This is a genomic window from Streptomyces sp. ITFR-16 (genome assembly GCF_031844705.1).
Lineage (GTDB): Bacteria > Actinomycetota > Actinomycetes > Streptomycetales > Streptomycetaceae > Streptomyces.
This window is the reverse complement of record NZ_CP134609.1, coordinates 916,661-938,154: the sequence shown is the minus strand read 5'-3', so window position 1 is coordinate 938,154 and position 21,494 is coordinate 916,661. Positions and strand designations below refer to the sequence as shown.

The following is a 21,494-nucleotide window of genomic DNA, read 5'->3' as shown; positions in this document are numbered from 1 at the left end:
CCTGCTCAGCCGTACCGCGTGAACAGCGCCTCGATGTACTCCTCGAGCCGCCCGGCGAGCAGCTCGGGCGTCAGGTCGTCCCGCCCCAGCTCGCGCCAGGGGACCGCCACCTTCTCCGCGTCGGGGGCGAAGGCGAGCGCGTCCAGCAGGCGCCAGTACAGATGGCCGGCGGGGTCCTCGGCCGGCCGGCCGCCGGCGGCGGTGTACGCGTCGGCGAACGCCATCCCGCTCGCGGCGCCGTGCAGCAGGGCCAGCGCGGTCGAGCAGTGCGCCACATCCAGGTCGGCGGGCCCCCAGGACGTCTCCACCCAGTCGACGACACCGGTGATCCGGACGTGCTCGCCCTCCCCGTCGAACAGCACGTTGCCCGGATGGAAGTCCCGGTGCAGAAAGCGGGGGCGGTACGCGGGGGCGTCGCGCCGGATCACGTCCACCGCCCGCCGCCAGAGCCCGGGCCGTGCGGTGGCCTCCGGCACCCGCACCCGGTCGGGCGCGGTCCACGCCTCGTACGCGCGGGGCCGGTCCTCCGCCGTGACGTCGACGGCGTGGATACGGACCAGCTGGGCGGCCAGCAGTCCGGCCCGGTGGCCGGCACCTTCGTCGGACAGCCGCACCCCGCCCGGCAGCAGGGACATCAGCAGCGAGGGGTGATCGCAGTGCGCCGCCGTCGCGTCGACCGCGTGCAGGGACGCGGCGGGGATGTCCGTACCGCCGAGCCGGGTCAGCACATCGGCCTCGCGGGTGAGCAGCCCCTGCGCGTGCCGGACGAAGAACGGCTTGACGAACGAGCGCAGCACCAGCCGGTCGGGGCCCTCGCCGCCCTCCACGCTCAGCCGCCGCATCCGCGAGGTCCAGCCACCGCGCAGCGCTTCCACCCCGGCGATCCGCGCGCCCGCCGGGAGCCCGCTCTCCACCCAGGCGCGGGTGCGCGCCCACTCCTCGTCCCGTTCCTCCGTGCCGGCGTCAGCCATGTGTGCCTCCTCTGGGCGTGCAGGCTATCCGGGCAAGATCACGCCCGTGCCGCCGCCCCGAGCGGCCGGCCAAGTCGTTTACGGGTGTAACACCTGTTAAAGTATTTGGGTGAGCAATACAACGATGCGGTCCCGCCGGCCCTTTGTCCGCAGCCTCCCGCTGACCGGCCCCCTGCGTCTGAACACCCCCTCGGACATGTGGTTCAAGCCGGCGAGCAGCGTGGTCGTGGCCACGGCGATACCCAATCTTGTGCTGCTCCGCGCCGACCGTCTCGACCTCGTGATGTACACGATGGCCGGCTCGCTCTGTGCGCTGTACGGCCACAACCTGCCGTACGCCCGGCGCGCACGCGCCGTCGCCGGCGTCGTCCTCGGGATGGTCCTGGGGCTGGCCGTCTCCCTCGTCACCGCCTCGCTCACCGGATCCACGGCTGTCCTGATCGCCGTCGGCGCGCTCCTGGCCGCCGGGCAGAAGCTGCTCTGCGACGCCACCCGGATCGGGCCCCCGGGCCCGGTCATCTTCACCTTCGTCAGCTCAGCCGCCCTGTTCGCCCCGCAGCGGCTCGGCCAGGTCCCCGGCCATCTCGCGCTGACCCTGGGCGCCGGGGCGGTCTCCTGGGCCGTCACCGTCGTCGCGCCCGCGCTGATCCGCCGGGACGGGCCCGAGCGCCGCGCGACGGCCCGGGCCCTGAACGCCGCCGCGGCACACGCCGCCGAGCCCGGCCACCGCACCCACCGCGCCGCGGTCGCCGCCGTCCACGGCGCCTGGGGCACACTCCTCGCCGCCGGCCGCCCCACCCCGGCGCGCCGTGCCCTGGAACGGCTCGTGGTGCACGCCGAGACGGCCCTGTCCACGGGCGGACCCGACGGGGCCGAAGCCGCCCGGCTCCGTACCTGGGCCCGGCTGACCCGCGCCCGTGGGCCCGTCCCGGACCCGGCCCCCGCACCGGGCACCGACGCCGAACTCCTCGGCGTGGACGCCGAGCGCGCCGCCCCCGAGGCCCGCGGCACCCTGCGCGCCCTGCTCCGCCGCCTCGCCCCGGGCTCCCCGCTGCTGCCGGTCGCGGCCCGCACCCTCGTCGGCTGCGCCCTGGCCGGGTACATCTGCTCGGCCGCCGGCGTCGGCCGCCCCTACTGGGCGATCGTCACGGCGGCCTCCCTCTACCAGGCCAACGTCACGCTCTCCTGGAACCGGACGCTGCAGCGCACCCTCGGCAACCTCATCGGCGTCCTGGTCTTCGCCGCCGTCCTCCCGGTCGCCCGCACCGGCCCCCTGGCCCTGATCGGCTTCTGCCTCTTCTTCGGCTTCGCCGCCGAGGCCCTGATCACCCGCAACTACTGGCTCGGCTCCGTCGCCGTCACCCCGATGGCCCTCCTGGTCCTGGAGTACGCCGGCCGCCACCCGGCGGGCGAACTCATCGGCGACCGGGTCCTGGACACCGTCATCGGCGCGGCCGTCGGCTTCCTCGCCGCCGTGCTCGTCACCAACCGCCGCGCCGCCGGCCGCGTCGAACAGGCCCTCGCCGCCGCCGAACAGGCCCGCGCCCACGCCGTGCGGACCCTCGCGGCCCCCGCGTGCGGCCCCGCCGCCCTCGACGCCGCCCGCCGCCGGCTCACCGGCTCGCTGGTCGAACTGCGCGAGGCCGAGGAGACCGCCGCGGGCGAATGGTGGCAGCGCGACCTGCCCCAGGAGGCGGTGCTCGCTGCCGAGCGGGCCGGGCACCGTACGCTCGCGGCGACAGCGAAACGGCGGGGGCCGATCCTCCCCGCCCAGGAGAACGGAGCGGTGTGACCGACGACATCGTCGCCTCGGTGGTGCGGCAGTGGCAGGCCGTGAACCCGGAACTCGACACCGGACCGATGGAGCTCATCGGCCGGATCAACCGCTGCTCCGCCCTGCTCCAGCAGGCCGAGGACGCCCCGCTGCGGGCGGCCGGACTGACCCGCGCCGAATTCGATCTGCTGGGGGCCGTGCGCCGTACGGCCCGTGAACTCACCCCCGGCGAACTGGCCAGGGAGACGTTCTCCTCCGGCGCCGCCGTCACCAAACGCCTCCGGGTCCTCCAGGAACGCGGACTGATCGCCCGGCGCGGCGACGAACGGGACCGCAGGGTCGCCTACGTCCGCCTCACCGACGAGGGACGCGACCTGGTCGACGGGCTGCTGCCCCGGCAGCTCGCGTACGAACGGGCGGTGCTCTCCGGCCTCGACGCCGAGTCCCGCGACCGGCTCAGCGCCCAGCTCAGCGAACTGCTCGTCCAGCTCGAAGGCCGCATCGGCGGCGCCCGCCGCTGAACCGGCCCCCGGGTCAGGGCCGCCCGGCGCCCAGCAGGGCGGCGGACCGGTGCAGTTCCCGCGCCCGGCGGGCCAGCGCCTCGTCGTCACCCCGGTCCGCCGGTGCGCAGGCGATCAGGACGAGCCGGTCCCGCCAGGTGGAGCCCGTCAGCGCCACGGCGACCGCGTGCACCCCCGGGACCGCCTCGCCCCGGGCGACCGCGTAGCCGCACGCCCGGATGTCCGTGAGCTCCGCCAGCAGCGCCGCCCTCGACGTGAGCGTGGACGGGGTGACCGCCGCCAGCCGTTCGCGCGGATACAGGGCGCGGACCTGCTCCTCGCTCATCCGGGACAGCAGCAGCTTGCCGCCCGCCGTGGCGTGCGCGGGCCGTGTGCCGCCCGCGTCCCGCGTCACCCGTACCGGATGCGCGGACTCCCGGCCGTCGGTCGCGAGGATCTGATCGCCGATCAGCGCGGCGCTCTGCACGGTCTCCCCGGTGCGCCGCACCGCGTCGTCCAGCACGGCGCCCACCTCCGTACGGACCGCGGCCCCGAATCCGGCCGGGCGGCCCAGCCGCACCAGTTCGGGGCCGGCCGAGTAGCCGCGCCCCGAGGCGTCCCGGACCGCGAAACCGCGCCCCTCCAGGGTGCTGAGCACCCGATGGGCGGTCGAGCGGCCGACGGAGAGCCGCTCGGCCGCCTCGGTGACGGTGAGTGAGTCATGGGTCAGGAAGAGCTGCATCAGCCGGAGCCCGGTGTCGAGCGATTCGATGGTGTACCCCCGCGGCTGACCGATGGGACGTGCGTTCCCTTTCTCCGCCTGAACCCGCGCGCCGGTCATGAATCTGCTCCTTTCGATCCACTTCGATCACATGTGCGCCCGTCCCGCCGTCCGGGACGGATGCCTTCAAATCCTGTACAGAATAAGCCGGTTCACGGTATTTCGGATCCCTGATTGTCCCCCTTGCAGGAACGGCGGCAGGTGATTCCGCCCCGTTCGTCCCTCCCGTTACTCCCCGCGTACGCGTGAAGGCGGTGCGTGCAAAAACTGGTGAGTGTATTACCGCGGGAGTGCTCGCGCAGGGGGTTGGGTGAATATGCGGAAGCACTGTTTCGATCTGACTAAGCTCACGCGCAGTGCAGTCGAGTTGAGACGAATTCGAGCGCTTGTTCCCAACTGCCCTGCAAGCGCTGTATCTACGGAATACCGCCCGAATCAACCGCCAGAGGTTTTAGATGGTTCGTGTTGAATCACCGCCGACCGACCGGGAAACCCCCGTCGCCCGCGCGCTGTTGCTTCCCGTCGTCGCGATGGCGGGCGCAACTGCCGCCGCCGCCGCGGTGGTCGCCGAGTCCGCGCGGATACCAGTCGTCTGGTGCGGCGTGTTCGCCACCGTCGTGGTCGCCGTGCTCGCCGTCGAACTCGCCCGCCGGGGACGGACGCTCCGCCGCCGGAGCGCCGAGTACGAACAGCGCTGCGCCGCGCTGGAGCGGCGCATCGCCCATCACGACGAAGAGACCGTACGGATCAGCAAGGAGCTGCTGCCGGCCGCGATCCACCGGCTGCGCGTGGGCAACTCGCCCGACGAGGTGCTCCGCGACGTGGTGGACTCCGACGAGGTCTACCGCCACCTCCCCGACGCCCAGCGCGCCCTCGTCTACACCGTGCTGGACATCATCGACAACGAGGAGGCGACGCGTGACTCCGCGCAGCGCGCCTTCGTCAACGTCGCCCGCCGCGTCCAGGCGATCGTCCACCGGCAGGCCAGTGAACTGCGGGAGATGGAGGAGCACCACGGGCGCAACCCCGACGTCTTCGACGACCTGCTCCGCATCGACCACGGCACCGCGCTGATCGGCCGGCTCGCCGACTCCATCGCGGTCCTCGGCGGCGCGCGCCCCAGCCGCCAGTGGCCCAAGCCCGTCCCGCTGTTCAGCGTGCTGCGCGGCGCCATGTCGCGCATCCTGGAGTACCCGCGCGTCGATCTGCACTCCATCGCCAAGGTCGCCATCATCGGCACCGCGGTCGAGCCGCTCATCCACGCCTGCGCCGAACTCCTCGACAACGCCACGCGCTACTCGCCGCCGCAGACCCGCGTCCATGTCACCGCCGTCGAGGTGCAGACCGGCATCGCCATCGAGATCGAGGACGGCGGCGTCAGCCTCAGCGAGGAGGCCCGCGCACGGGCCGAGAACATGCTCGCCAGGGCCCAGGCCGGATCCAGCATGAACGATCTCGGCGAGTCCCCGCGCCTGGGCATGGCCGTCGTCGGCCGGCTCTCGCGGATGTACGACCTCCAGGTCTCGCTGCGGCAGTCCGCGTACGGCGGGGTGCGCGCGGTCCTCATCGTGCCCCGCGCCATGATCACCACCGGCCCGGCGCCCGGCATCGCCCACGGCATCGGCGCCACCTCGCGCCCCACCAGCGACATCGACCTCGCGGACATGAAGCACGTCGTCCCGGCCCGCAGCAACCGCCGCAAGCCGAGCCCCGTCGCCACCCGCCCGGCCACCGGACCCGTGGCACCCCCCGCCACCCGCCCGGCCACCCCGGCCGTCGCCATGGAGGACGACGTCCCCGTGGTGACCGAGTGGACCGCCGGCGGACTCCCGCAGCGCCGCAGCCGGGGCCGCGCGCCGCTGGGATCGCACAACCTTCCCGCCCAGTCCGCCGACCCCACCGCGGGCCGGACCAACGGCCGGGGCGCCAGTCACGACAACGGCAAGGAACCGCCTCCGGGGATCTGGCTGGAGGCGTTCACCAAGGCCGCCAACGGCGTCCCGCAGGAGCCCAGGGCGGACGAAGACTCTGACGATGCGTGGGACAAGGGAGACCTGAAGTGATCCAGCAGCGGGGCAACATGGACTGGATGCTCAAAGAGCTCGCCGACGACGTCCCCGACATCCACCAGATCGTCGTGCTCTCCGCCGACGGTCTGCGCATCGCCCGGCACGGCGGGGACCCCGACGTCGCCGACCGGCTCGCCGCGGCCTGCGCCGGACTGCAGAGCCTGGCGGCCGCCGTCGCCTCCGAGATCCCGTACAGCGACGGCCGGATGAGGCTCGTCGTCATCGAGGTCACCGGCGGCTTCTTCTATCTGATGGCGGCAGGCGCCGGCGCGTACCTCGCGGTGCTCGCCGGGGAGACGGTGGACGCCGGACTCGTCGGATCGCGGATGCGCGACATGGTCGTACGGATCGGCGCCCATCTGACGAGCCCGCCCCGCCACGACGGGCAGGCCGGATGAGTTCTTCCCGGCGAGAACGCCGCAAGGCCGATCCGGCGCTGAGCGACCCGGAACGGCTGTACGTCATCACCGGCGATCCCGACGGCAGCGAACGGGCAGCACTCGACCTGGTCACCATGGTGGTCTCGAAGTCGGAGCCGTCACCGACGGTCCAGCCCGAGCAGGCCGTGATCCTGCGGCTCTGCCAGGCCCCGTTGTCCGTCGCGGAGATCTCCGCCTACCTCAGCCTGCCGTTCAGCGTGGTGACCTCGCTTCTCACCGAACTCCTCGCGACCGAACTGATCGAATCGCGCGCGCCGATCGTCCGCGCAACCCTCCCGGACAGGTCCCTCCTCGAAGCGGTGATGCATGGACTTCAGAAACTCTGACACGATCACGGGCCCCCGGAGCGAGGACGTCCTTCCCACCACGGCCACCGCCGCGGTGAAGGTCGTGATCGTCGGAGGGTTCGGGGTCGGCAAGACGACCATGGTCGGCTCGGTCAGCGAGATCCGGCCGCTGACCACCGAAGAGACCATGACGCAGGCCGGCGTCGGCGTGGACGACAACTTCGGGGTGGAGAGCAAGACCGCCACCACCGTCGCCATGGACTTCGGCCGGATCAGCATCAGCGAGGAGCTGATCCTCTACCTCTTCGGCACCCCGGGCCAGGAACGCTTCTGGTTCCTGTGGAACGGCCTGTTCGAGGGCGCGCTCGGCGCCGTCGTCCTCATCGACACCCGCCGGCTCGAAGTCAGCTTCGACGTCATCGGGCGACTGGAGGAGCGCGGCGTGCCGTTCGTCGTCGCCGTCAACACCTTCCCCGACGCGCCCAAGCACCCCGTCGAGGCGCTGCGCAGCGCCCTGGACCTGCCCGACGAGGTCCCGATGATCGACTGCGACGCCCGGCTGCGCGCCTCCAGCCGCGATGTGCTGATGACCCTGATGCGCTATCTGCACAGCCTGGCCCTGCCGCTCGGCTGACCTCCCGCACGCGTCGCCCGCACCCGCTTTCGCGCGCCCCCATCGCGTACCCCCATTCGTCCGGCCCTTGGCAGCCTGATCCCTGGAGCGATCGTGACAACCCCATTCCACTATGAGCCCGGCGAGGCCACCGGACCGCTCCCGCCCCCCGAGTGCCCGGCCCACGGCCTCGGCATCGGCCCCGGCGGCCTGCGACGGTTCTACGGCCCCGAGGCCGAGCAGGACCCGCACGGCCTGTACGAGAAACTGCGCGCCGAGCACGGCACGGTGGCGCCCGTGCTGCTGCACGGCGACGTGCCCGCCTGGCTGGTCCTCGGGCACAGCGAGAACCTGCAAATGACCCGTACGCCCTCGCAGTTCTCCCGCGACTCGCGGCGCTGGCGTGCCCTCCAGGACGGCTCCGTCGCCCCGGACCACCCACTGGCCCCGATCTTCACCTGGCAGCCGATCTGCGTGTTCGCCGACGGGGCCACCCATGAACGCCAGCGCGGCGCCGTCACCGACTCCATGAACCGGATCGACACCCGCGGCGTACGGCGTCACGTCAACCGCTACAGCAACCGGCTGGTCAACGACTTCTGCCAGCAGGGCCGCACCGACCTGGTCAGCGAGTTCGCCGAGCGGCTGCCCATGATGGTGATGTGCGCGATCCTCGGCATGCCCGAGGAGTACAACGACCGGATGGTGCAGGCCGCCCGCGACATGACCCGGGGCACCGCGACGGCCGTCGAGAGCAATGCCTATGTGCTCGCCGCGCTGAGCCGCCTCGTCGAACGGCGCCGCCGCGAACCTGCGGACGACTTCGCCACCTGGCTCGTCGAGCACCCCGCCGACATGAACGACCAGGAGGTGGCCGAGCATCTGCGGCTCATCCTGATCGCCTCCTACGAGTCGACCGCCAACCTGATCGCCAATGTGCTCCGCATGGTGCTCACCGACCCGCGCTTCCGGGCCCGGCTCAGCGGCGGGCACATGACCGTCCCCGAGGCGGTCGAGCAGACCCTGTGGGACGAGCCGCCGTTCACCGCCGTCTTCGGCCGCTGGGCAGTCGGCGACACGGAGCTGGGCGGCCAGCGCATCAAGGCCGGTGACGCGCTGATCGTCGGCATCGCCCCGGCCAACACCGACCCGGTGGTGCGGCCCGACCTCAACGCCGACATGGAGGGCAACCGCGCCCACCTCGCGTTCAGCGGCGGGCCCCACGAGTGCCCGGGCCAGGACATCGGACGCGCCATCGCCGACGTCGGCGTCGACGCCCTGCTGATGCGCCTGCCCGACCTCGAACTCGCCGTCGACGAGGGCGAACTGCGCTGGGTCGGCAACATCATGGGCCGCCATCTGGTGGAGCTCCCCGCCGAGTTCGCCCCGCGCTCCCCGCAGGACGACCGGGAACCCCCGTCCATGGGCAAGCCGAACCAGGCCCGCCAGGACTGGGAGGTGCAGTCCGCCGTACGGCACACGGCGCCCACCCCGGTCCGCACCACGGCGCCCCAGGACTTGGGCCGGGCCCCGGTCGGCGCGGTCCCGGCGGGGGCCACCGCCACCGCCGACGGCTCCGCCGACGCCCGGTCCGGGATGATCCCGCAGCAGCGCAGGCCCGCAGCCCCCGCCCGGCTGTGGCGCGTGGTGACCCGCTGGTGGAACGGCTACTGACCACCGGCCGGTGACGCGACGGGCCTCACCGGCCCGCCGCGTCACCGCGCCGCGCCCGCACCCCACGTACCATGCGGAAGCGTGAAGCTGACAATTCTGGGCGGCGGCGGATTCCGGGTACCTCTGGTGTACGGGGCGCTGCTCGCCGACCACGCCGAGGGCCGGGTCTCGGCCGTCACCCTCTACGACACGGACGCCGGCCGGCTCACCGCCGTCGCCAGGGTGCTCGCCGAGCAGGCCGAGGGCGTCCCGGACGCGCCCGCCGTAGTCGCCACCACCGACCTGGACGAGGCGCTGCGCGGCGCCGACTTCGTCTTCTCCGCGATCCGTGTCGGTGGCCTCGCGGGCCGCGCGGCGGACGAGCGGGTCGCGCTCGACGAGGGCGTCCTCGGCCAGGAGACCGTCGGCGCGGGCGGCATCGCCTACGGGCTGCGCACCGTGCCCGTCGCCGTCGGCCTGGCCCGGCGCATCGCCCGGCTCGCCCCGCACGCCTGGGTCATCAACTTCACCAACCCGGCCGGCCTGGTCACCGAGGCCATGTCCCGGCACCTCGGCGACCGCGTCATCGGCATCTGCGACTCGCCGGTGGGCCTCGGCCGCCGGATCGCCCGGGTGCTCGGCGCCGACCCCGGCCGGGCCCGGATCGACTACGTCGGCCTCAACCACCTCGGCTGGGTGCGCGGGCTGTACGTCGAGGGCCGGAACGAACTCCCGCGCCTGCTCGCCGACCCCGAGCTGCTCGGCTCCTTCGAGGAGGGCCGGCTCTTCGGCGCCGACTGGCTGCGCTCCCTGGGCGCGATCCCCAACGAGTACCTGCACTACTACTACTTCAACCGCGAGGCGGTCCGCGCCTACCAGGACGCCGAGCAGACCCGCGGCGCCTTCCTCCGCGAGCAGCAGGAGGGCTTCTACGGCCGGATGAAGGACCCCGCCACGCCCGCCATGGCCACCTGGGACCGCACCCGTGCCGAGCGCGAGGCGACCTACATGTCCGAGAACCGTGAGGTCGCCGGTGCGGGGGAGCGCGAGGAGAGCGATCTGGAGTCCGGCGGCTACGAGCAGGTGGCGCTGGCCCTCATGCGGGCCGTCGCCCGTGACGAGCAGACGTCGCTGATCCTCAACGTCCGCAACCGCACCACGCTTGCGGTGCTCGACGCGGACGCGGTCATCGAGGTGCCCTGCCTCGTGGACGCGAACGGCGCCCTTCCCGTCGCCGTCGACCCGCTCCCGTACCACGCGGTCGGCCTGGTCACCTCGGTGAAGGCCGTCGAGCGCGCGGTGCTCGATGCGGCGGAGAGCGGCTCGGCCGCCGACGCGGTGCGGGCGTTCGCCCTGCACCCGCTGGTCGACTCGGTCTCCGTCGCCCGCCGCCTGGTCGACGGCTACCGCGAGGCCCACCCGGGCCTCGCCTATCTGGACAGGCCCTAGGGCCTGCCGTCTGTCGTCCGGTCAGGGCGCGGAGACCACCCGGCGGCCGCCCGCCGGGGCCCAGGAGGGGGCCACGCCCGTCACCTGGCAGACCATCAGGAAGAGCGGGATGGGCGGGGTGTACGGGGTACGGCTGTCGGGCTGGTGGATCAGCCGGGGCCGTACCGCCGGGACGCAGGTACCGCGCGCATACGCGGCCTGCTCCGGCCAGTCCAGGTCGAGGTCGGAACCCGAGGGCACGATCCACCACCACCGCTCGGCGTCGGCGAAGACGCAGCCGGTGCGCGGCAGGTGCGACATCAGCCGGAAGCCGTAGCGCGCGGGCACGCCCACGGCGTCGCAGCCCAGGGTGGCCGAGAGGGTCGTCGGCAGGGGCAGCTGGACCCGGCCCACGGCGAGGTGTCCGGGCTCGCGGGAGCGGCGGGTTCCGAGGAGATGGGACATGGCGTTCTTCAGCATGTGTGCTCCGAGCCGTGCGGCAGTTCCGCCCAGACGATGCGGCCCGAGCGGTCCCCGGCGTCGCGGGACCCCCAGGCGCTGCACATCGCGTCCACGAGCAGCAGGCCGCGTCCGTGCTCGTCGTCGGCGCTGCGGCCCAGACGCGGGCCGCCGGGCTGATGTCCTTGGTCCTGCACGGCTATGCGCAGCCGGCCGTCGAGGCAGCGCAGTTCGCACACGACCCGCGTGCTGGCGGTGTGCACCACCGCGTTGGTGACCAGTTCGGACACGATGAGGACCGCCGCTTCGCAGGCGTCGCCGTCCAGCCGCCACTCGTCCAGCCGGGAGCGGGTACGGCGTCGGGCACCGGCGACCGACTCGGGGTGCGCGGGCAGCGCGAAGCAGTACCGGAGCGCTTCGGTCCCGGGGCTGAGGTCCATGAGCCGGGGGATGAGCGCACTGCCAGGTGCCACGACCGAATCCTCACAGTGGGGGCTGCGTCACGCATCGCGATCTTGCCGGAAGAGGGCGGGCATGACAGGTCAACTGGTTCTGACACCAACTCTCCCCCTGTCGCGAACACTTGGCAAGGGGCACTCTGAAAAATCCAGAGTGGCTGTGTCTTTGGCGGCATACGCATGGCACACTGCTCGAAACAGCATGGGGAGGTCTGAAGTGAGCGAACCGCGGTCCGCCCCGACCGTGGGTCAGGTCGTTCTCGGCAAGCGCCTGCAGGATCTGCGGGAGCGTGTCGGCCTGAGCCGGGACCAGGCTGCCAAGGTGCTGCGGGTCGCCCCGGCGACGATACGCAGGATGGAGACCGCCGAGGTCGCTCTCAAGATTCCCTATGTGCAGCTTCTCCTGAAGGCCTACGGGATCACGGAGGACGAGGCGGACTCCTTCGTCGAACTCGCGGAGGAGGCCAACAAGCCGGGCTGGTGGCAGCGCTACCACGACGTGCTGCCCGACTGGTTCAGCATGTACGTCAGCCTGGAGGGCTCGGCCGGCCTGCTGCGCATGTACGAACCGCACTTCATCCCCGGGCTGCTCCAGACCGAGGACTACGCACGCTCGGTGCTGCGCACCGGTGCGGTCGGGCAGACCAGGCCCGAGGACATCGAGCGCCATGTGGCGCTGCGGATGCAGCGGCAGTCCCTGCTCGTCCGTCCCGACGCCCCGAAGCTGTGGGTCGTGATGGACGAGACCGTGCTGCGCCGCCCGGTCGGCAGCCCCGACATCATGCGCGCCCAGATCGACAAGCTGCTCGAAGCCACCGCGCTGCCCAACGTGACCGTGCAGATCGCGGAGTTCGCCACCGGCCATCACCCGGGAACCTACGGGCCGTTCGTGCTCTTCCGGTTCGCGGTGCCCGAACTCCCGGACATGGTCTACAGCGAGTATCTGACCGGAGCCGTCTACTTCGACGCGCGCCCGGAGGTGGCCTCCTACCTCGAGGTCATGGACCGCATGGCGGCCCAGGCCGCGACTGCACAACGCACGAAGGAAATCCTCCGGGACTTCCGCAAGGAGCTGTGATGACACCCATATACAACGGCATGCCGGCCACCGAACTCGGCTCCGAGGGCTGGTACAAGCCGTGGAGCGGCGGCAACGGCGGCAACTGCGTCGAGGCCATGAAGCTGGCCGACGGAAGAATCGCCATGCGCCAGTCCGCGGACCCGGACGGCCCGGCCCTCATCTACACCCACCGCGAGATCGCCGCCTTCATCCAGGGCGCCAAGGCCGGCCAGGCGGACTTCCTCCTGACCTGATCCGGCCGACCGGGCCTGTCCTTCCTGTTCGCCGACCCACGGACCCAAGGAGCGCGCCATGACCGGGCACGAGCCCCCCGCCGTCGAGATCGACACCAGCAAGCCGCACCCCGCGCGGATGTACGACTGGTTCCTCGGCGGGAAGGACAACTACCCGGTCGACGAGCAGATGGCCCGGCAACTGCTGGCCCTGGACGCGCGGGGGCGCGACATGGCACGGGTCAACCGGGCGTTCATGCACCGCGCCACCCGCTGGCTGGCCGAGAGCGGCATCCGGCAGTTCCTCGACATCGGCACCGGCATACCGACCGAACCCAACCTCCACCAGATCGCCCAGCGGACCGCGCCGGACGCCCGCATCGTCTACTGCGACAACGACCCCATCGTCCTCGCCCACGCGGCGGCCCTGCTGCGCTCCACCCCGCAGGGCGCCACTGAGTACATCCAGGCCGACGCCCGCAGCCCCGAGGCGATCCTGGAGGCGGCCGGCAAGGTCCTCGACTTCAGCAGGCCGATCGCCCTGTCGCTGCTCGCCCTGTTGCACTTCATCGACGACGAGGACGGCGCCGCCCTGGTGGACCACCTCGTCGACGAGCTGGCACCCGGCAGCTACCTCGTCCTCTCGCAGACCACCGGCGACTTCGACCCGGAGGGCGCCGCGCAGGCGGCCGCCCTGTACCGGGCGCGCGGCATGACGCTGCGCACCCGCAGCCACGCCGAGTTCTCCGCCTTCTTCCACGGCCTGGACCTCGTCGGTCCAGGTGTCTCGCTCTCCGCCGACTGGCACCCCGAACTCGGTGAGGTCATCGACGTCCCGGGCGACGATCCGATCCCCGGTTACGCGGGCGTGGCCCGCAAGGGCTGAGACACACCCGGCCGGCGCCCCGGGTCACAATGGACCCATGTCCCGACGCAGCTCACGCCCCCGGCGCCCCTCCGCCACGAGCCCCCGTGCCGTACCCGCCCCCGAGGTCACCGCGGCCTCGCCGTGCCCGTGCGGGCGGCCCGCCCCGTACGCGGAGTGCTGCGGGCGGCTGCACGCCGGGGCCCCGGCGCCGACCTGCGAGGCGCTGATGCGTTCGCGGTACGCCGCCTTCGTCGTCCGGGACGCCGCGTACCTGCTGCGCACCTGGCACCCGGACCACCGGCCGGACGTCCTCGACCTCGACCCGGGGCTGCGCTGGCAGGGGCTGGAGATCCTGGGGACGACGGACGGCTCGGCCTTCCACACCACCGGGACCGTCACCTTCCGGGCGCACTACCTCGACGACGGCACCCCCGGCTCGCTCCACGAGAAGAGCCGCTTCGTCCGCCACGAAGGGGCCTGGGTCTACGAGTCGGCCGTCTTCACCGACTGACCCCTCACACCGGGGCGCCCGCCGGGGCGGCGGGGGACAGCTCCTGGGTGAGGTCCTCGGCCAGCAGCCGCTTGGCGATCACATCGACGGCGGCGCGCAGCCGCTCGTCGTCCGGGCGCTCGCCGCGCTCGCCCAGCTGCTCGTCGAGCCAGCGGGCCCACGCCTCCGTGATGGTCGCGGCCTCCCGGCTGCCCGCGGCGGTGTGCGTGAACAGATGGCCGTCGCCCGTGAGATAGCCCTCCTCGATCATCCGGTCGAAGACGGGCACCAGGACCTCCGGCGGGATCCGGTGCCGGGCCGCGATCAGCCGGAGCCCCGCGTGGCCGACCATGCGGGTGAACAGCTCGACCTGCATGACCGCCCAGGCTCCCGCCATGTCGAGCCGGGTGTCCGAAGCGGCCACGATCCGCCGGGCCGTGTCCGGGTCCACCCGCCGCAGGATCTTGGCCACGGAGAATTCGAGCAGCTTCGCGGAGTCCCCGGCGCTCGGTGAGGCGAACCCCTCGCCCATGTCCGTCGAGCCGGCCCGTACGGTGTCCCGCAGCTTCACCTGCTTGAGGAACAGCGCCACGACGAAGCCGAGCAGGGCGACCGGCACGGTCCACAGGAACACCGTGTGCAGCGTGTCGGCATACGCCTGGGCCAGGGGCGCGGACTGGGTTCCGGGCAGCGCGTGCAGTCCCTCCGGGCTCTGCGAGGCCTTCGCCAGCACGGCCGGATCGCCGCCCGCGCGGGCCGCCTGCGCGATGCCGTCCCGGAGATTGGGGCCGAGGGCGTTGGCGTAGATGGTCCCGAAGACCGCTGTGCCGAAGGAGCTGCCGAGGGTGCGGAAGAACGTCACGCCCGAGGTCGCCGTGCCCAGGTCCGCGTAGTCGACCGTGTTCTGCACCGCGATCGTCAGCACCTGCATCGAGAGGCCGATGCCCAGCCCGAGCACCAGCATGTACAGCGATTCCAGCCAGACCCCGCTGTCCGGGCCCATCCGGGAGAGCAGATACAGCCCGGCCGCCATGACCAGCGAGCCCACGACGGGGAAGATCCGGTAGCGCCCGGTCTTGCTGACCACGTTGCCGCTGAAGATCGAGGCGGCCAGCAGCCCCACGACCATCGGCAGCGTCCGCACCCCCGAGAGGGTCGCGGAGTCCCCGTCCACGTACTGGAGATACGTCGGCAGGAAGATCATCGCGCCGAGCATCGCGAACCCCACGATGAAGCTGAGGATCGAGCAGACCGTGAAGACGGGGTTGGCGAACAGCCGCATCGGCAGCATCGGTTCCTTCGCGCGGAACTCGACGAGGCAGAAGACCGCGAGCGCCACCAGACCGAGGACGAACAGGCCGATGATGACCGAGGAGCCCCAGGCGTACTGGTTGCCGCCCCAGCTCGTCGCCAGGATCAGGGCGCTCGCGCCGACGGTGACCATCGCGATGCCCAGGTAGTCGATGACCGGACGCCCCGCGGCCTTGACGGACGGGATCGTACGGGCCGCCGCGATGACCACCACGATCGCGATCGGCACATTGACGTAGAACGCCCAGCGCCAGGTCAGATGGTCGGTGAACAGCCCGCCGAGCAGCGGCCCGATGACGGTGGAGACACCGAAGACCGCGCCGATGGCGCCCTGGTACTTGCCCCGGTCGCGCAGCGGGATGACATCGGCGATGAGCGCCATCGAGGTGACCATCAGACCGCCGGCGCCGATGCCCTGCAGACCGCGCCACACGATCAGCAGCGTCATGTTGGTGGCGAGACCGCAGAGGAACGAACCGGTGATGAAGATGACCGCCGACAGCTGGAAGACGATCTTCCGGCCGAACAGGTCGCCGAACTTGCCGACCAGGACCGTCGCCACGGTCTCCGCGAGCAGATAGGCGGTGACCACCCAGGACATATGGGCGGCGCCCCCGAGGTCCGAGACGATCGTGGGCAGCGCGGTGCCCACGATCGTCTGGTCCAGTGCGGCCAGCAGGATGCCCAGCACGATCGTGGCGAAGACGATGTTGCGGCGGCGGGGATCGAGCAGGGGCGGCGCGGCGGCACTCTGCGCGGCGGGGGCGGTCTCGCTGGCAGTGGTCACGTCTACACGCTCACACCGCGCCCTGTCACCCGCATGCCGGGGACCGCCGGACGTGTCAGCCCAGCAGATCCCGCAGCGACGCCTTCATCCGGGCCGCGAAAGCCGCCTGTACGGGCTCCGCCACCCGGTCCAGCGAGAGATACGGATTGAGGTCCTCCAGCTCGACGAGCAGCAGTCCGCCGTCCGCCGTCCGGCACGCGTCGACCCGCTGGATGCCGTGGTCCAGGGTGTTCCAGGCGATGAACGACCGGGCGAACTCCAGGTCCGCAGCGCTCGCCCCGTACGGCTCCAGCACCCAGCGCCGGTCCGGGTGCGGGGCGTGCAGCGCGTACTGGAAGTCCTGGTCGACGAAGTAGAAGGACACCTCGTAGCGGAAGTCGATCCGCGGCTGGATCAGGAGGGTGCCGTCCTCGTCGGGCGCCGGGTCGGGCGTCGTCACGAACCGCAGCCCGACCGAGTCCGCGCCGAGCTTGGGCTTGATCACATAGCTGTCGGCCGCCGGCAGCAGTCGCAGGTCGGCTGCCCGGTCCACGGTGGGTATCACCGGATATCCGGCACGGCTGAGGTCGACCAGATACTGCTTGCCCGCCATGTCTCCCCGGCCGGTCAGCGGGTTGTAGACCTTGGTGCCCAGCTCACCGGCCCGCGCGCGGAAGGCGTCGTACGCCTCCTGGTAGTGGAGCACCGGGCCGCTGTTGCGGACGACGACCGCGTCGAAGCCGTCCAGCAGCGCGGCGGCGTCGCGCGGGTGGCACAGTGCGAGGTCGAAGTCCTCGCGCAGCCGGGCGGTCAGACGGATGTCCTCGTCGCAGTAGCGGCGGCCGCGCGCCTCGTAGGCGAGGTCGGTGACGAAGAGGACGGACGGGCGCGGGCCGGCGGGCATGGCGGTTCCCCAGGGTGTGACGGCGGTCGGACCCGCCCATCCTCGCCAACCCGTCCTGCCGCCCGGCCGCCGCCCCCGTCCCCGGCCGACGCTCAGCGGATGTGACGGCCCGAGATCGCGCGCGCGATGACCAGGCGCTGGATCTCGCTGGTCCCCTCGAAGATCGTGTAGATCTTGGCGTCGCGGTACATCCGCTCGACCGGATGCTCCCGGCTGTACCCGGCGCCGCCGAGGATCTGGACGGCCTTCTCCGTCGCGGACACCGCGAGCTCGCCCGCGCGCAGCTTGGACATGGAGCCCTGGCCGGCGTCGAAGACGCGGTCGTTGCGGGCCATCCAGGCGGCCTGCCAGATCAGCAGCCGTACGGCCTCGATCTCCGTACGGAGGTCGGCGAGCGCGAAGGCGATCGACTGGTTCTCGATGATGGGCCGGCCGAACGCCTCGCGGTCCCCGGCGTACTCCAGGGCGTACTCGTACGCGGCGCGGGCGATGCCCAGCGCCTGGGCGCCGACGGTGGGGCGGCTGACCTCGAAGGTGGCCATCGCCGCCTGGCCCTTGGCGTTGGTGCCCTCGCGGGCGCGGGCGAGGCGGGCATCCAGCTTCTCCCTGCCCCCGAGCAGGCAGTGGCCGGGGACCCGGACGTCGTCGAGGAAGACGTCCGCCGTGTGCGAGGCGCGCAGCCCGAGCTTCTTGATGGTGCGGCTCGCCGCCAGGCCCTCGGTGGCGGGCGGCACGATGAACGCGGCCTGCCCGCGTGCGCCCAGCGACGGATCGACGGAGGCGACGACCACGTGGATCCCGGCGATGCCGCCGTTGGTGATCCACGCCTTCTGGCCGGAGAGGACCCACTCGTCCCTGGCCCCGTCGTAGCGGGCCCTCGTGGTCATCGCGGAGACGTCGGAGCCGGCCTGCGGCTCGGAGACGCAGAACGCCGCCACCTTCGGGTCGTCGGCGTCGCCGTAGCACTGGGGGACCCATTCGGCGAGCTGGTCCGGTGTGCCGGAGGCGAAGATGCCGGCGACGGCGAGCGAGGTGCCGAAGAGCGCCATGCCGATGCCGGCGTCGCCCCAGAACAGCTCCTCGTTGGCGATCTGGAGGGAGAGCCCCGAGGGATCGCCGTACATGTCGGCCAGCGACTCGAATCCGTACAGTCCGATCCGGGCGGCCTCCTGGATCACCGGCCAGGGCGTCTCCTCGCGGGCGTCCCACTCGGCGGCCGCCGGGCGCACCACCTGGGCGGCGAAGCCGTGCACCCAGTTGCGCAGATCCTGCTGTTCCTCGGTGAGCGCGAGGGAGAAGTGACTCATCGGCTCAGGCCTTCGGTATGTCGAAGTAGCGGGTGAGGCCCGAGGCCAGGCCGACGTCACCGGCCACCTTCAGCTTGCGCATCATGAACATCGTCACGGGATTGCCGTTGCCCGACACCAGTTTGAGGAACTCCGCGTCCGCCATCACCAGCGTGGTGCGCGGCTCGGCCTCGGAACGGCCGCGGCTGACGGTGCAGGTGCCGTTCGCGAGGGAGGTCTCGTAGACCTCGTCGGTCTCACCGGTGATCTTCCAGCGGATCAGGGCCGTGAGCGCGCCCGCCGCCTCGGGGCGGAACTGCTGCCGCATCCGGCCGAAGACCTCGCCGAGGATGCGGGTGCGCAGCTCGCCGTGCATGACCTCGCCGAGCTGCTGGCCGGACAGGCCCTTCACGATCCGCGCGAACTCCGGCGGGGAGACGGCCGCGAAGTCGAGTGCGGCCAGTTCACCGGTCAGGTTGCCGCTGCTGTTGTCGGCCACGCCAGTTCCTTACTCTGGAGTAAACTTACTTTTGAGTAAGGTAAGCGTCGCGTCCCGGCCGCGCAAGGCCGGTGCGGCGTTGCGGGAGCGACGGTGCGACGGTGCTGTGGCGTGGAGTCACCAGGAGCTGCCGGGGCGCACCGCCAGCCGGGGGTGATGGGCGGCGAGCACCTTGTTGGCGCGGGCCAGCTCCGAGAGGGCCTGCTCACGGTCGGCCTGGTCCTCGACTCCGAGCCGGGGCCCGCGGAACCTGCGGACCTCGCGTGCGGCGCACTCGGCCTCGAACTCCGCCTCCAGGATGTGCGGCGGGATGCAGGACCCGATGAGCGCGGCGATGCGGTCCGGGATCGGTACGGGTACGAGCAGGTGCGAGGCGGTCATCGGGGGGTTCCCTCTCGAATGGTGGCCAGGAGGTCGGACTTGCGGCCGCCGGGTGGGCGGACGACTCCTCCATGTGTACGGGACGCAGTTCCGGGTTTCTCGTTGAGAACGTCTCCGTGTGGCAACCGTTCGGGACTGACCGGCTATTTCCACTTACCCGTAGGTAAGTTGACCTGTCGTGACGTACCCGCCCCGGCCGTCGCCTCGCGCGGCCGGAGCCCTGCTCGGAGAGGTCAGAGAGGGATGTCCTCGCTGCGCGCGCGCAACTGGAGCGCGCGCAGTACCGCCTCCGTCGAGAACCGGCTCTCCGGATCGATGAGTTGTTCGCCGAATATCGTCTCCAGGTTGCGCATGCGGTAGCGGACGGTCTGCGGGTGCACATCGAGCAGGGCGCCCATGTGCGCCGCTGTGCCCCGGGTGTCGAGCCAGATGCGCAGGGTCTCGATCAGCCGGTCCCGCCGGGTGGCGCTGATGCCCGCGATCGGGGCGAGCTCCCGCTGCGCGAGCTGGTCGAGCAACGCGGGGTCGGACAGCAGCCAGAGCGTGACCAGATGGTTCTCGCACAGCACGAGCGGCGCGTCGTCGATGATCCCGCTGTCGATGAGTTCCAGCACCCGGCGGGCCCAGCGGATGGAGTCCGATGCCTGCGCCGTCGGGACGGTGGGGCCGATCGCCGCACGGGTGCCGATCAGGGCCCGTTCGAGCATCTGTCTGCGGCCCTCGTCCAGCGGTCCCGGTATGAGCAGGTGCGGCTGCGGACTGCTGAGGTCGACCAGCATGTCGCGGTCCGCGTCGACCCGGTCGAGCCCGGCGGGGGCCCGGGCGGCGACCAGGGTGACCTGCTCGGGCAGGGGCCAGCCGGTCTGTTCGCAGAGCTCGGCGATGGCGGTGCGCGGGACCGGCCGCCCGGCGAGGATGAGGTGGAGCAGGCGGCGGCGCGTGGCCTCGCTCTGCTCGCCCGACTGGGACTGGACCTCCAGGAAGCCCTCCCGCGACAGCGCCTCCAGTTCGTCGACGTAGGCGAAGAGGGCGTCGGCGAAGCTGAGCATGAGCGCGGGGGAGAAGCTGTAGCTCTGGCCGACCTTCTTCGCCCTGCGTAACGCCACCCGGGCGCCGAGACGGTAGGCCCCTTGCAGTGCCTCCATGCTCCGGCCCTCGTAGGCCTCGAACCGGCCGAAGCGCCGGCACATGTCGTCGCGCAGGCTGGTGGACGTGGAGGGCTCCGCGACCAGATCGACGAACGAGGAGAGGCTCTGCTCGACGCCGACCCGCAACGCCTGCCCGTTCGGCCCGTCGAGCAGACGGGCGTACTCCGGATACGCCCGCGTCACCTCGACGCCTATTTCCTTGATGAGGCTGGGAAGTTCGGGCCGCATGATTGCGGCGAACTCCTGGGGGAGTGGCCCCAGCGGATCGCCGGCGTCGGACGGATGAATGTGATGCGCCATGACTGTCCCCTTGCTCTCCGGCGCCCGGTGGGGGGTGAGGCAGTGGGGGAAAGCGCTCCCACAAACCGACAGGTGCGTACCAAGTCCGCGATGAAGATAGACCAAGTCAGGCACCGTGCACACCACTTGAACAAGGTCGAAGTGCAGGGGCCACACATCCCGGCCGCGTTGTGGCGCTTCCGTGCAGGTCGGACGCGAATGCTCACTTCAAGACAATGTTTTTCGGCCGTTTACTCTTCTCGGGACAATGAAGTAACCCTGGGTAATGGGCGGGTGGGAGGGCTCGGCGCGATTCGTCGCCCGCACGGAAAGGAGCCGGGAGGTGTCCCATTCCGTTCGGTGCGGCTGTGCGCTCGGGAGTTTCCGATGTCTTGGTATTTCGGGCCGTGTGCGACGAAAGAGATCGGAGGCGCTCATTCCGATATTCGCGCCGCGTCTTCCCCGAAGACCGGGACCTCACTGTCCGTCACCGGGTCCGGCCCGGCCGGCCGGAGGAAGAGGGGGACCCCGTATCGCTCCGCCCCGGGTGGAGGGTCGTCGCGGACTCCGCGATGCCGTGCGGGCGGTGTCCCCCGGGGGGCGGGTCCGCGCAATATCCGAGCGGAGCGCCTCGCGCCTCGCTCATCAACTGACAAAAGTGCCGCCGCCCTTCGGCCGCCGTGAACGCCCGACGGATCGAAGCGGGAAGGGCAACCCGCCCCCACCGGCGCCGATCCGAGGCCTCCGGACAGCGTGAAATGGTGCGGCGTACCCGTATGCGCCGGATCGGGCGGCCGGGGCCTACCGTCCGGCCATGGCCGGGAAACTGCGCAGTA

General features: G+C 71.8%; 22 protein-coding genes. 12 read left to right on the top strand and 10 right to left on the bottom strand.

The genetic code is table 11. The features are described from left to right. Positions 1-5: 5 nt before the first annotated feature. A complete protein-coding gene (locus RLT58_RS04325; RefSeq protein WP_311309045.1) occupies positions 6-971 on the bottom strand; it encodes a phosphotransferase family protein in 966 nt (321 codons plus the stop codon). 124 nt (positions 972-1,095) lie between these two features. Here RLT58_RS04325 and RLT58_RS04320 point away from each other — a divergent pair, with 124 nt between their 5' ends. After that, entirely contained in the window at positions 1,096-2,763 is a 1,668-nt protein-coding gene (locus RLT58_RS04320; protein ID WP_399131821.1) for an FUSC family protein, read from the top strand. Continuing rightward, positions 2,760-3,266: a MarR family winged helix-turn-helix transcriptional regulator gene (locus RLT58_RS04315; protein ID WP_311309043.1), complete on the top strand. Its 507-nt coding sequence runs from the start codon at positions 2,760-2,762 to the stop codon at positions 3,264-3,266. The genes RLT58_RS04320 and RLT58_RS04315 overlap by 4 nt, the downstream gene beginning before the upstream one ends. A 13-nt stretch (positions 3,267-3,279) precedes the next feature. Here RLT58_RS04315 and RLT58_RS04310 read toward each other — a convergent pair whose 3' ends face one another. Next, a complete protein-coding gene (locus RLT58_RS04310) occupies positions 3,280-4,086 on the bottom strand; it encodes an IclR family transcriptional regulator (protein ID WP_311309042.1) in 807 nt (268 codons plus the stop codon). Between the two features lie 395 nt (positions 4,087-4,481). On the opposite strand from RLT58_RS04310, the gene RLT58_RS04305 reads away from it, so the two are divergent. From RLT58_RS04305 to RLT58_RS04280, 6 genes are all read left to right on the top strand, one after another. After that, positions 4,482-6,089, top strand: coding sequence for a sensor histidine kinase (locus RLT58_RS04305; RefSeq protein ID WP_311309041.1), 1,608 nt, complete (start codon positions 4,482-4,484; stop codon positions 6,087-6,089). Then, complete coding sequence (locus RLT58_RS04300; RefSeq protein ID WP_024494673.1) at positions 6,086-6,493, top strand: roadblock/LC7 domain-containing protein; 408 nt, start codon at positions 6,086-6,088, stop codon at positions 6,491-6,493. Before RLT58_RS04305 ends, RLT58_RS04300 begins: the two co-directional genes overlap by 4 nt. Then, positions 6,490-6,861 (top strand): DUF742 domain-containing protein, encoded by a 372-nt coding sequence (locus RLT58_RS04295; RefSeq protein ID WP_311309040.1) that lies wholly within the window; start codon positions 6,490-6,492, stop codon positions 6,859-6,861. Before RLT58_RS04300 ends, RLT58_RS04295 begins: the two co-directional genes overlap by 4 nt. Continuing rightward, positions 6,842-7,456: a GTP-binding protein gene (locus RLT58_RS04290; protein ID WP_148016886.1), complete on the top strand. Its 615-nt coding sequence runs from the start codon at positions 6,842-6,844 to the stop codon at positions 7,454-7,456. The genes RLT58_RS04295 and RLT58_RS04290 overlap by 20 nt, the downstream gene beginning before the upstream one ends. Positions 7,457-7,549: 93 nt before the next feature. After that, positions 7,550-9,109, top strand: a complete 1,560-nt coding sequence (locus RLT58_RS04285) for a cytochrome P450 (RefSeq protein WP_311309039.1) — start codon at positions 7,550-7,552, stop codon at positions 9,107-9,109. An 81-nt stretch (positions 9,110-9,190) separates the two neighbouring features. After that, the gene (locus tag RLT58_RS04280; protein ID WP_311309038.1) at positions 9,191-10,537 is read left to right on the top strand and encodes a 6-phospho-beta-glucosidase; all 1,347 of its coding nucleotides are present in this window, start codon (positions 9,191-9,193) and stop codon (positions 10,535-10,537) included. A gap of 21 nt (positions 10,538-10,558) precedes the next feature. Here the strand turns inward: RLT58_RS04280 and RLT58_RS04275 are convergent, their stop codons facing one another. Both RLT58_RS04275 and RLT58_RS04270 read right to left on the bottom strand, forming a co-directional pair. After that, positions 10,559-10,996 (bottom strand): hypothetical protein, encoded by a 438-nt coding sequence (locus RLT58_RS04275; RefSeq protein ID WP_311309037.1) that lies wholly within the window; start codon positions 10,994-10,996, stop codon positions 10,559-10,561. Then, positions 10,990-11,448 carry an ATP-binding protein gene (locus RLT58_RS04270; protein WP_311309036.1) on the bottom strand — a complete coding sequence of 153 codons (459 nt, stop codon included), beginning with the start codon at positions 11,446-11,448 and terminating at the stop codon, positions 10,990-10,992. Before RLT58_RS04270 ends, RLT58_RS04275 begins: the two co-directional genes overlap by 7 nt. 202 nt (positions 11,449-11,650) lie before the next feature. Here RLT58_RS04270 and RLT58_RS04265 point away from each other — a divergent pair, with 202 nt between their 5' ends. The 4 genes from RLT58_RS04265 to RLT58_RS04250 are packed head-to-tail and all read left to right on the top strand — an operon-like array spanning position 11,651 to position 14,105. Next, the gene (locus RLT58_RS04265; RefSeq protein ID WP_311309035.1) at positions 11,651-12,511 is read left to right on the top strand and encodes a Sco1979 family transcriptional regulator; all 861 of its coding nucleotides are present in this window, start codon (positions 11,651-11,653) and stop codon (positions 12,509-12,511) included. Further along, on the top strand, positions 12,511-12,747 hold the full coding sequence (locus tag RLT58_RS04260; RefSeq protein WP_311309034.1) for a DUF397 domain-containing protein: 237 nt from the start codon (positions 12,511-12,513) through the stop codon (positions 12,745-12,747). The genes RLT58_RS04265 and RLT58_RS04260 overlap by 1 nt, the downstream gene beginning before the upstream one ends. Positions 12,748-12,805: 58 nt before the next feature. Then, entirely contained in the window at positions 12,806-13,612 is an 807-nt protein-coding gene (locus tag RLT58_RS04255; protein WP_311309033.1) for an SAM-dependent methyltransferase, read from the top strand. 37 nt (positions 13,613-13,649) lie between these two features. Continuing rightward, positions 13,650-14,105 carry a YchJ family protein gene (locus tag RLT58_RS04250; RefSeq protein WP_311309032.1) on the top strand — a complete coding sequence of 152 codons (456 nt, stop codon included), beginning with the start codon at positions 13,650-13,652 and terminating at the stop codon, positions 14,103-14,105. A gap of 4 nt (positions 14,106-14,109) precedes the next feature. On the opposite strand, the gene RLT58_RS04245 is transcribed toward RLT58_RS04250, so the two are convergent. The 6 genes from RLT58_RS04245 to RLT58_RS04220 form a co-directional block, all read right to left on the bottom strand. Continuing rightward, entirely contained in the window at positions 14,110-16,182 is a 2,073-nt protein-coding gene (locus RLT58_RS04245) for an MDR family MFS transporter (protein WP_311309031.1), read from the bottom strand. A gap of 55 nt (positions 16,183-16,237) precedes the next feature. Next, positions 16,238-17,065: an ATP-grasp domain-containing protein gene (locus RLT58_RS04240; RefSeq protein ID WP_311309030.1), complete on the bottom strand. Its 828-nt coding sequence runs from the start codon at positions 17,063-17,065 to the stop codon at positions 16,238-16,240. A 92-nt stretch (positions 17,066-17,157) separates the two neighbouring features. Then, positions 17,158-18,372: an acyl-CoA dehydrogenase family protein gene (locus RLT58_RS04235; RefSeq protein WP_311309029.1), complete on the bottom strand. Its 1,215-nt coding sequence runs from the start codon at positions 18,370-18,372 to the stop codon at positions 17,158-17,160. A gap of 4 nt (positions 18,373-18,376) precedes the next feature. Beyond that, on the bottom strand, positions 18,377-18,850 hold the full coding sequence (locus tag RLT58_RS04230; protein WP_311309028.1) for an SCP2 sterol-binding domain-containing protein: 474 nt from the start codon (positions 18,848-18,850) through the stop codon (positions 18,377-18,379). Positions 18,851-18,967: 117 nt separating this feature from the next. Next, complete coding sequence (locus RLT58_RS04225; RefSeq protein ID WP_311309027.1) at positions 18,968-19,231, bottom strand: hypothetical protein; 264 nt, start codon at positions 19,229-19,231, stop codon at positions 18,968-18,970. A 233-nt stretch (positions 19,232-19,464) separates the two neighbouring features. Then, positions 19,465-20,679 carry a PucR family transcriptional regulator gene (locus RLT58_RS04220; protein ID WP_311309026.1) on the bottom strand — a complete coding sequence of 405 codons (1,215 nt, stop codon included), beginning with the start codon at positions 20,677-20,679 and terminating at the stop codon, positions 19,465-19,467. Between the last annotated feature and the right edge of the window lie 815 nt (positions 20,680-21,494).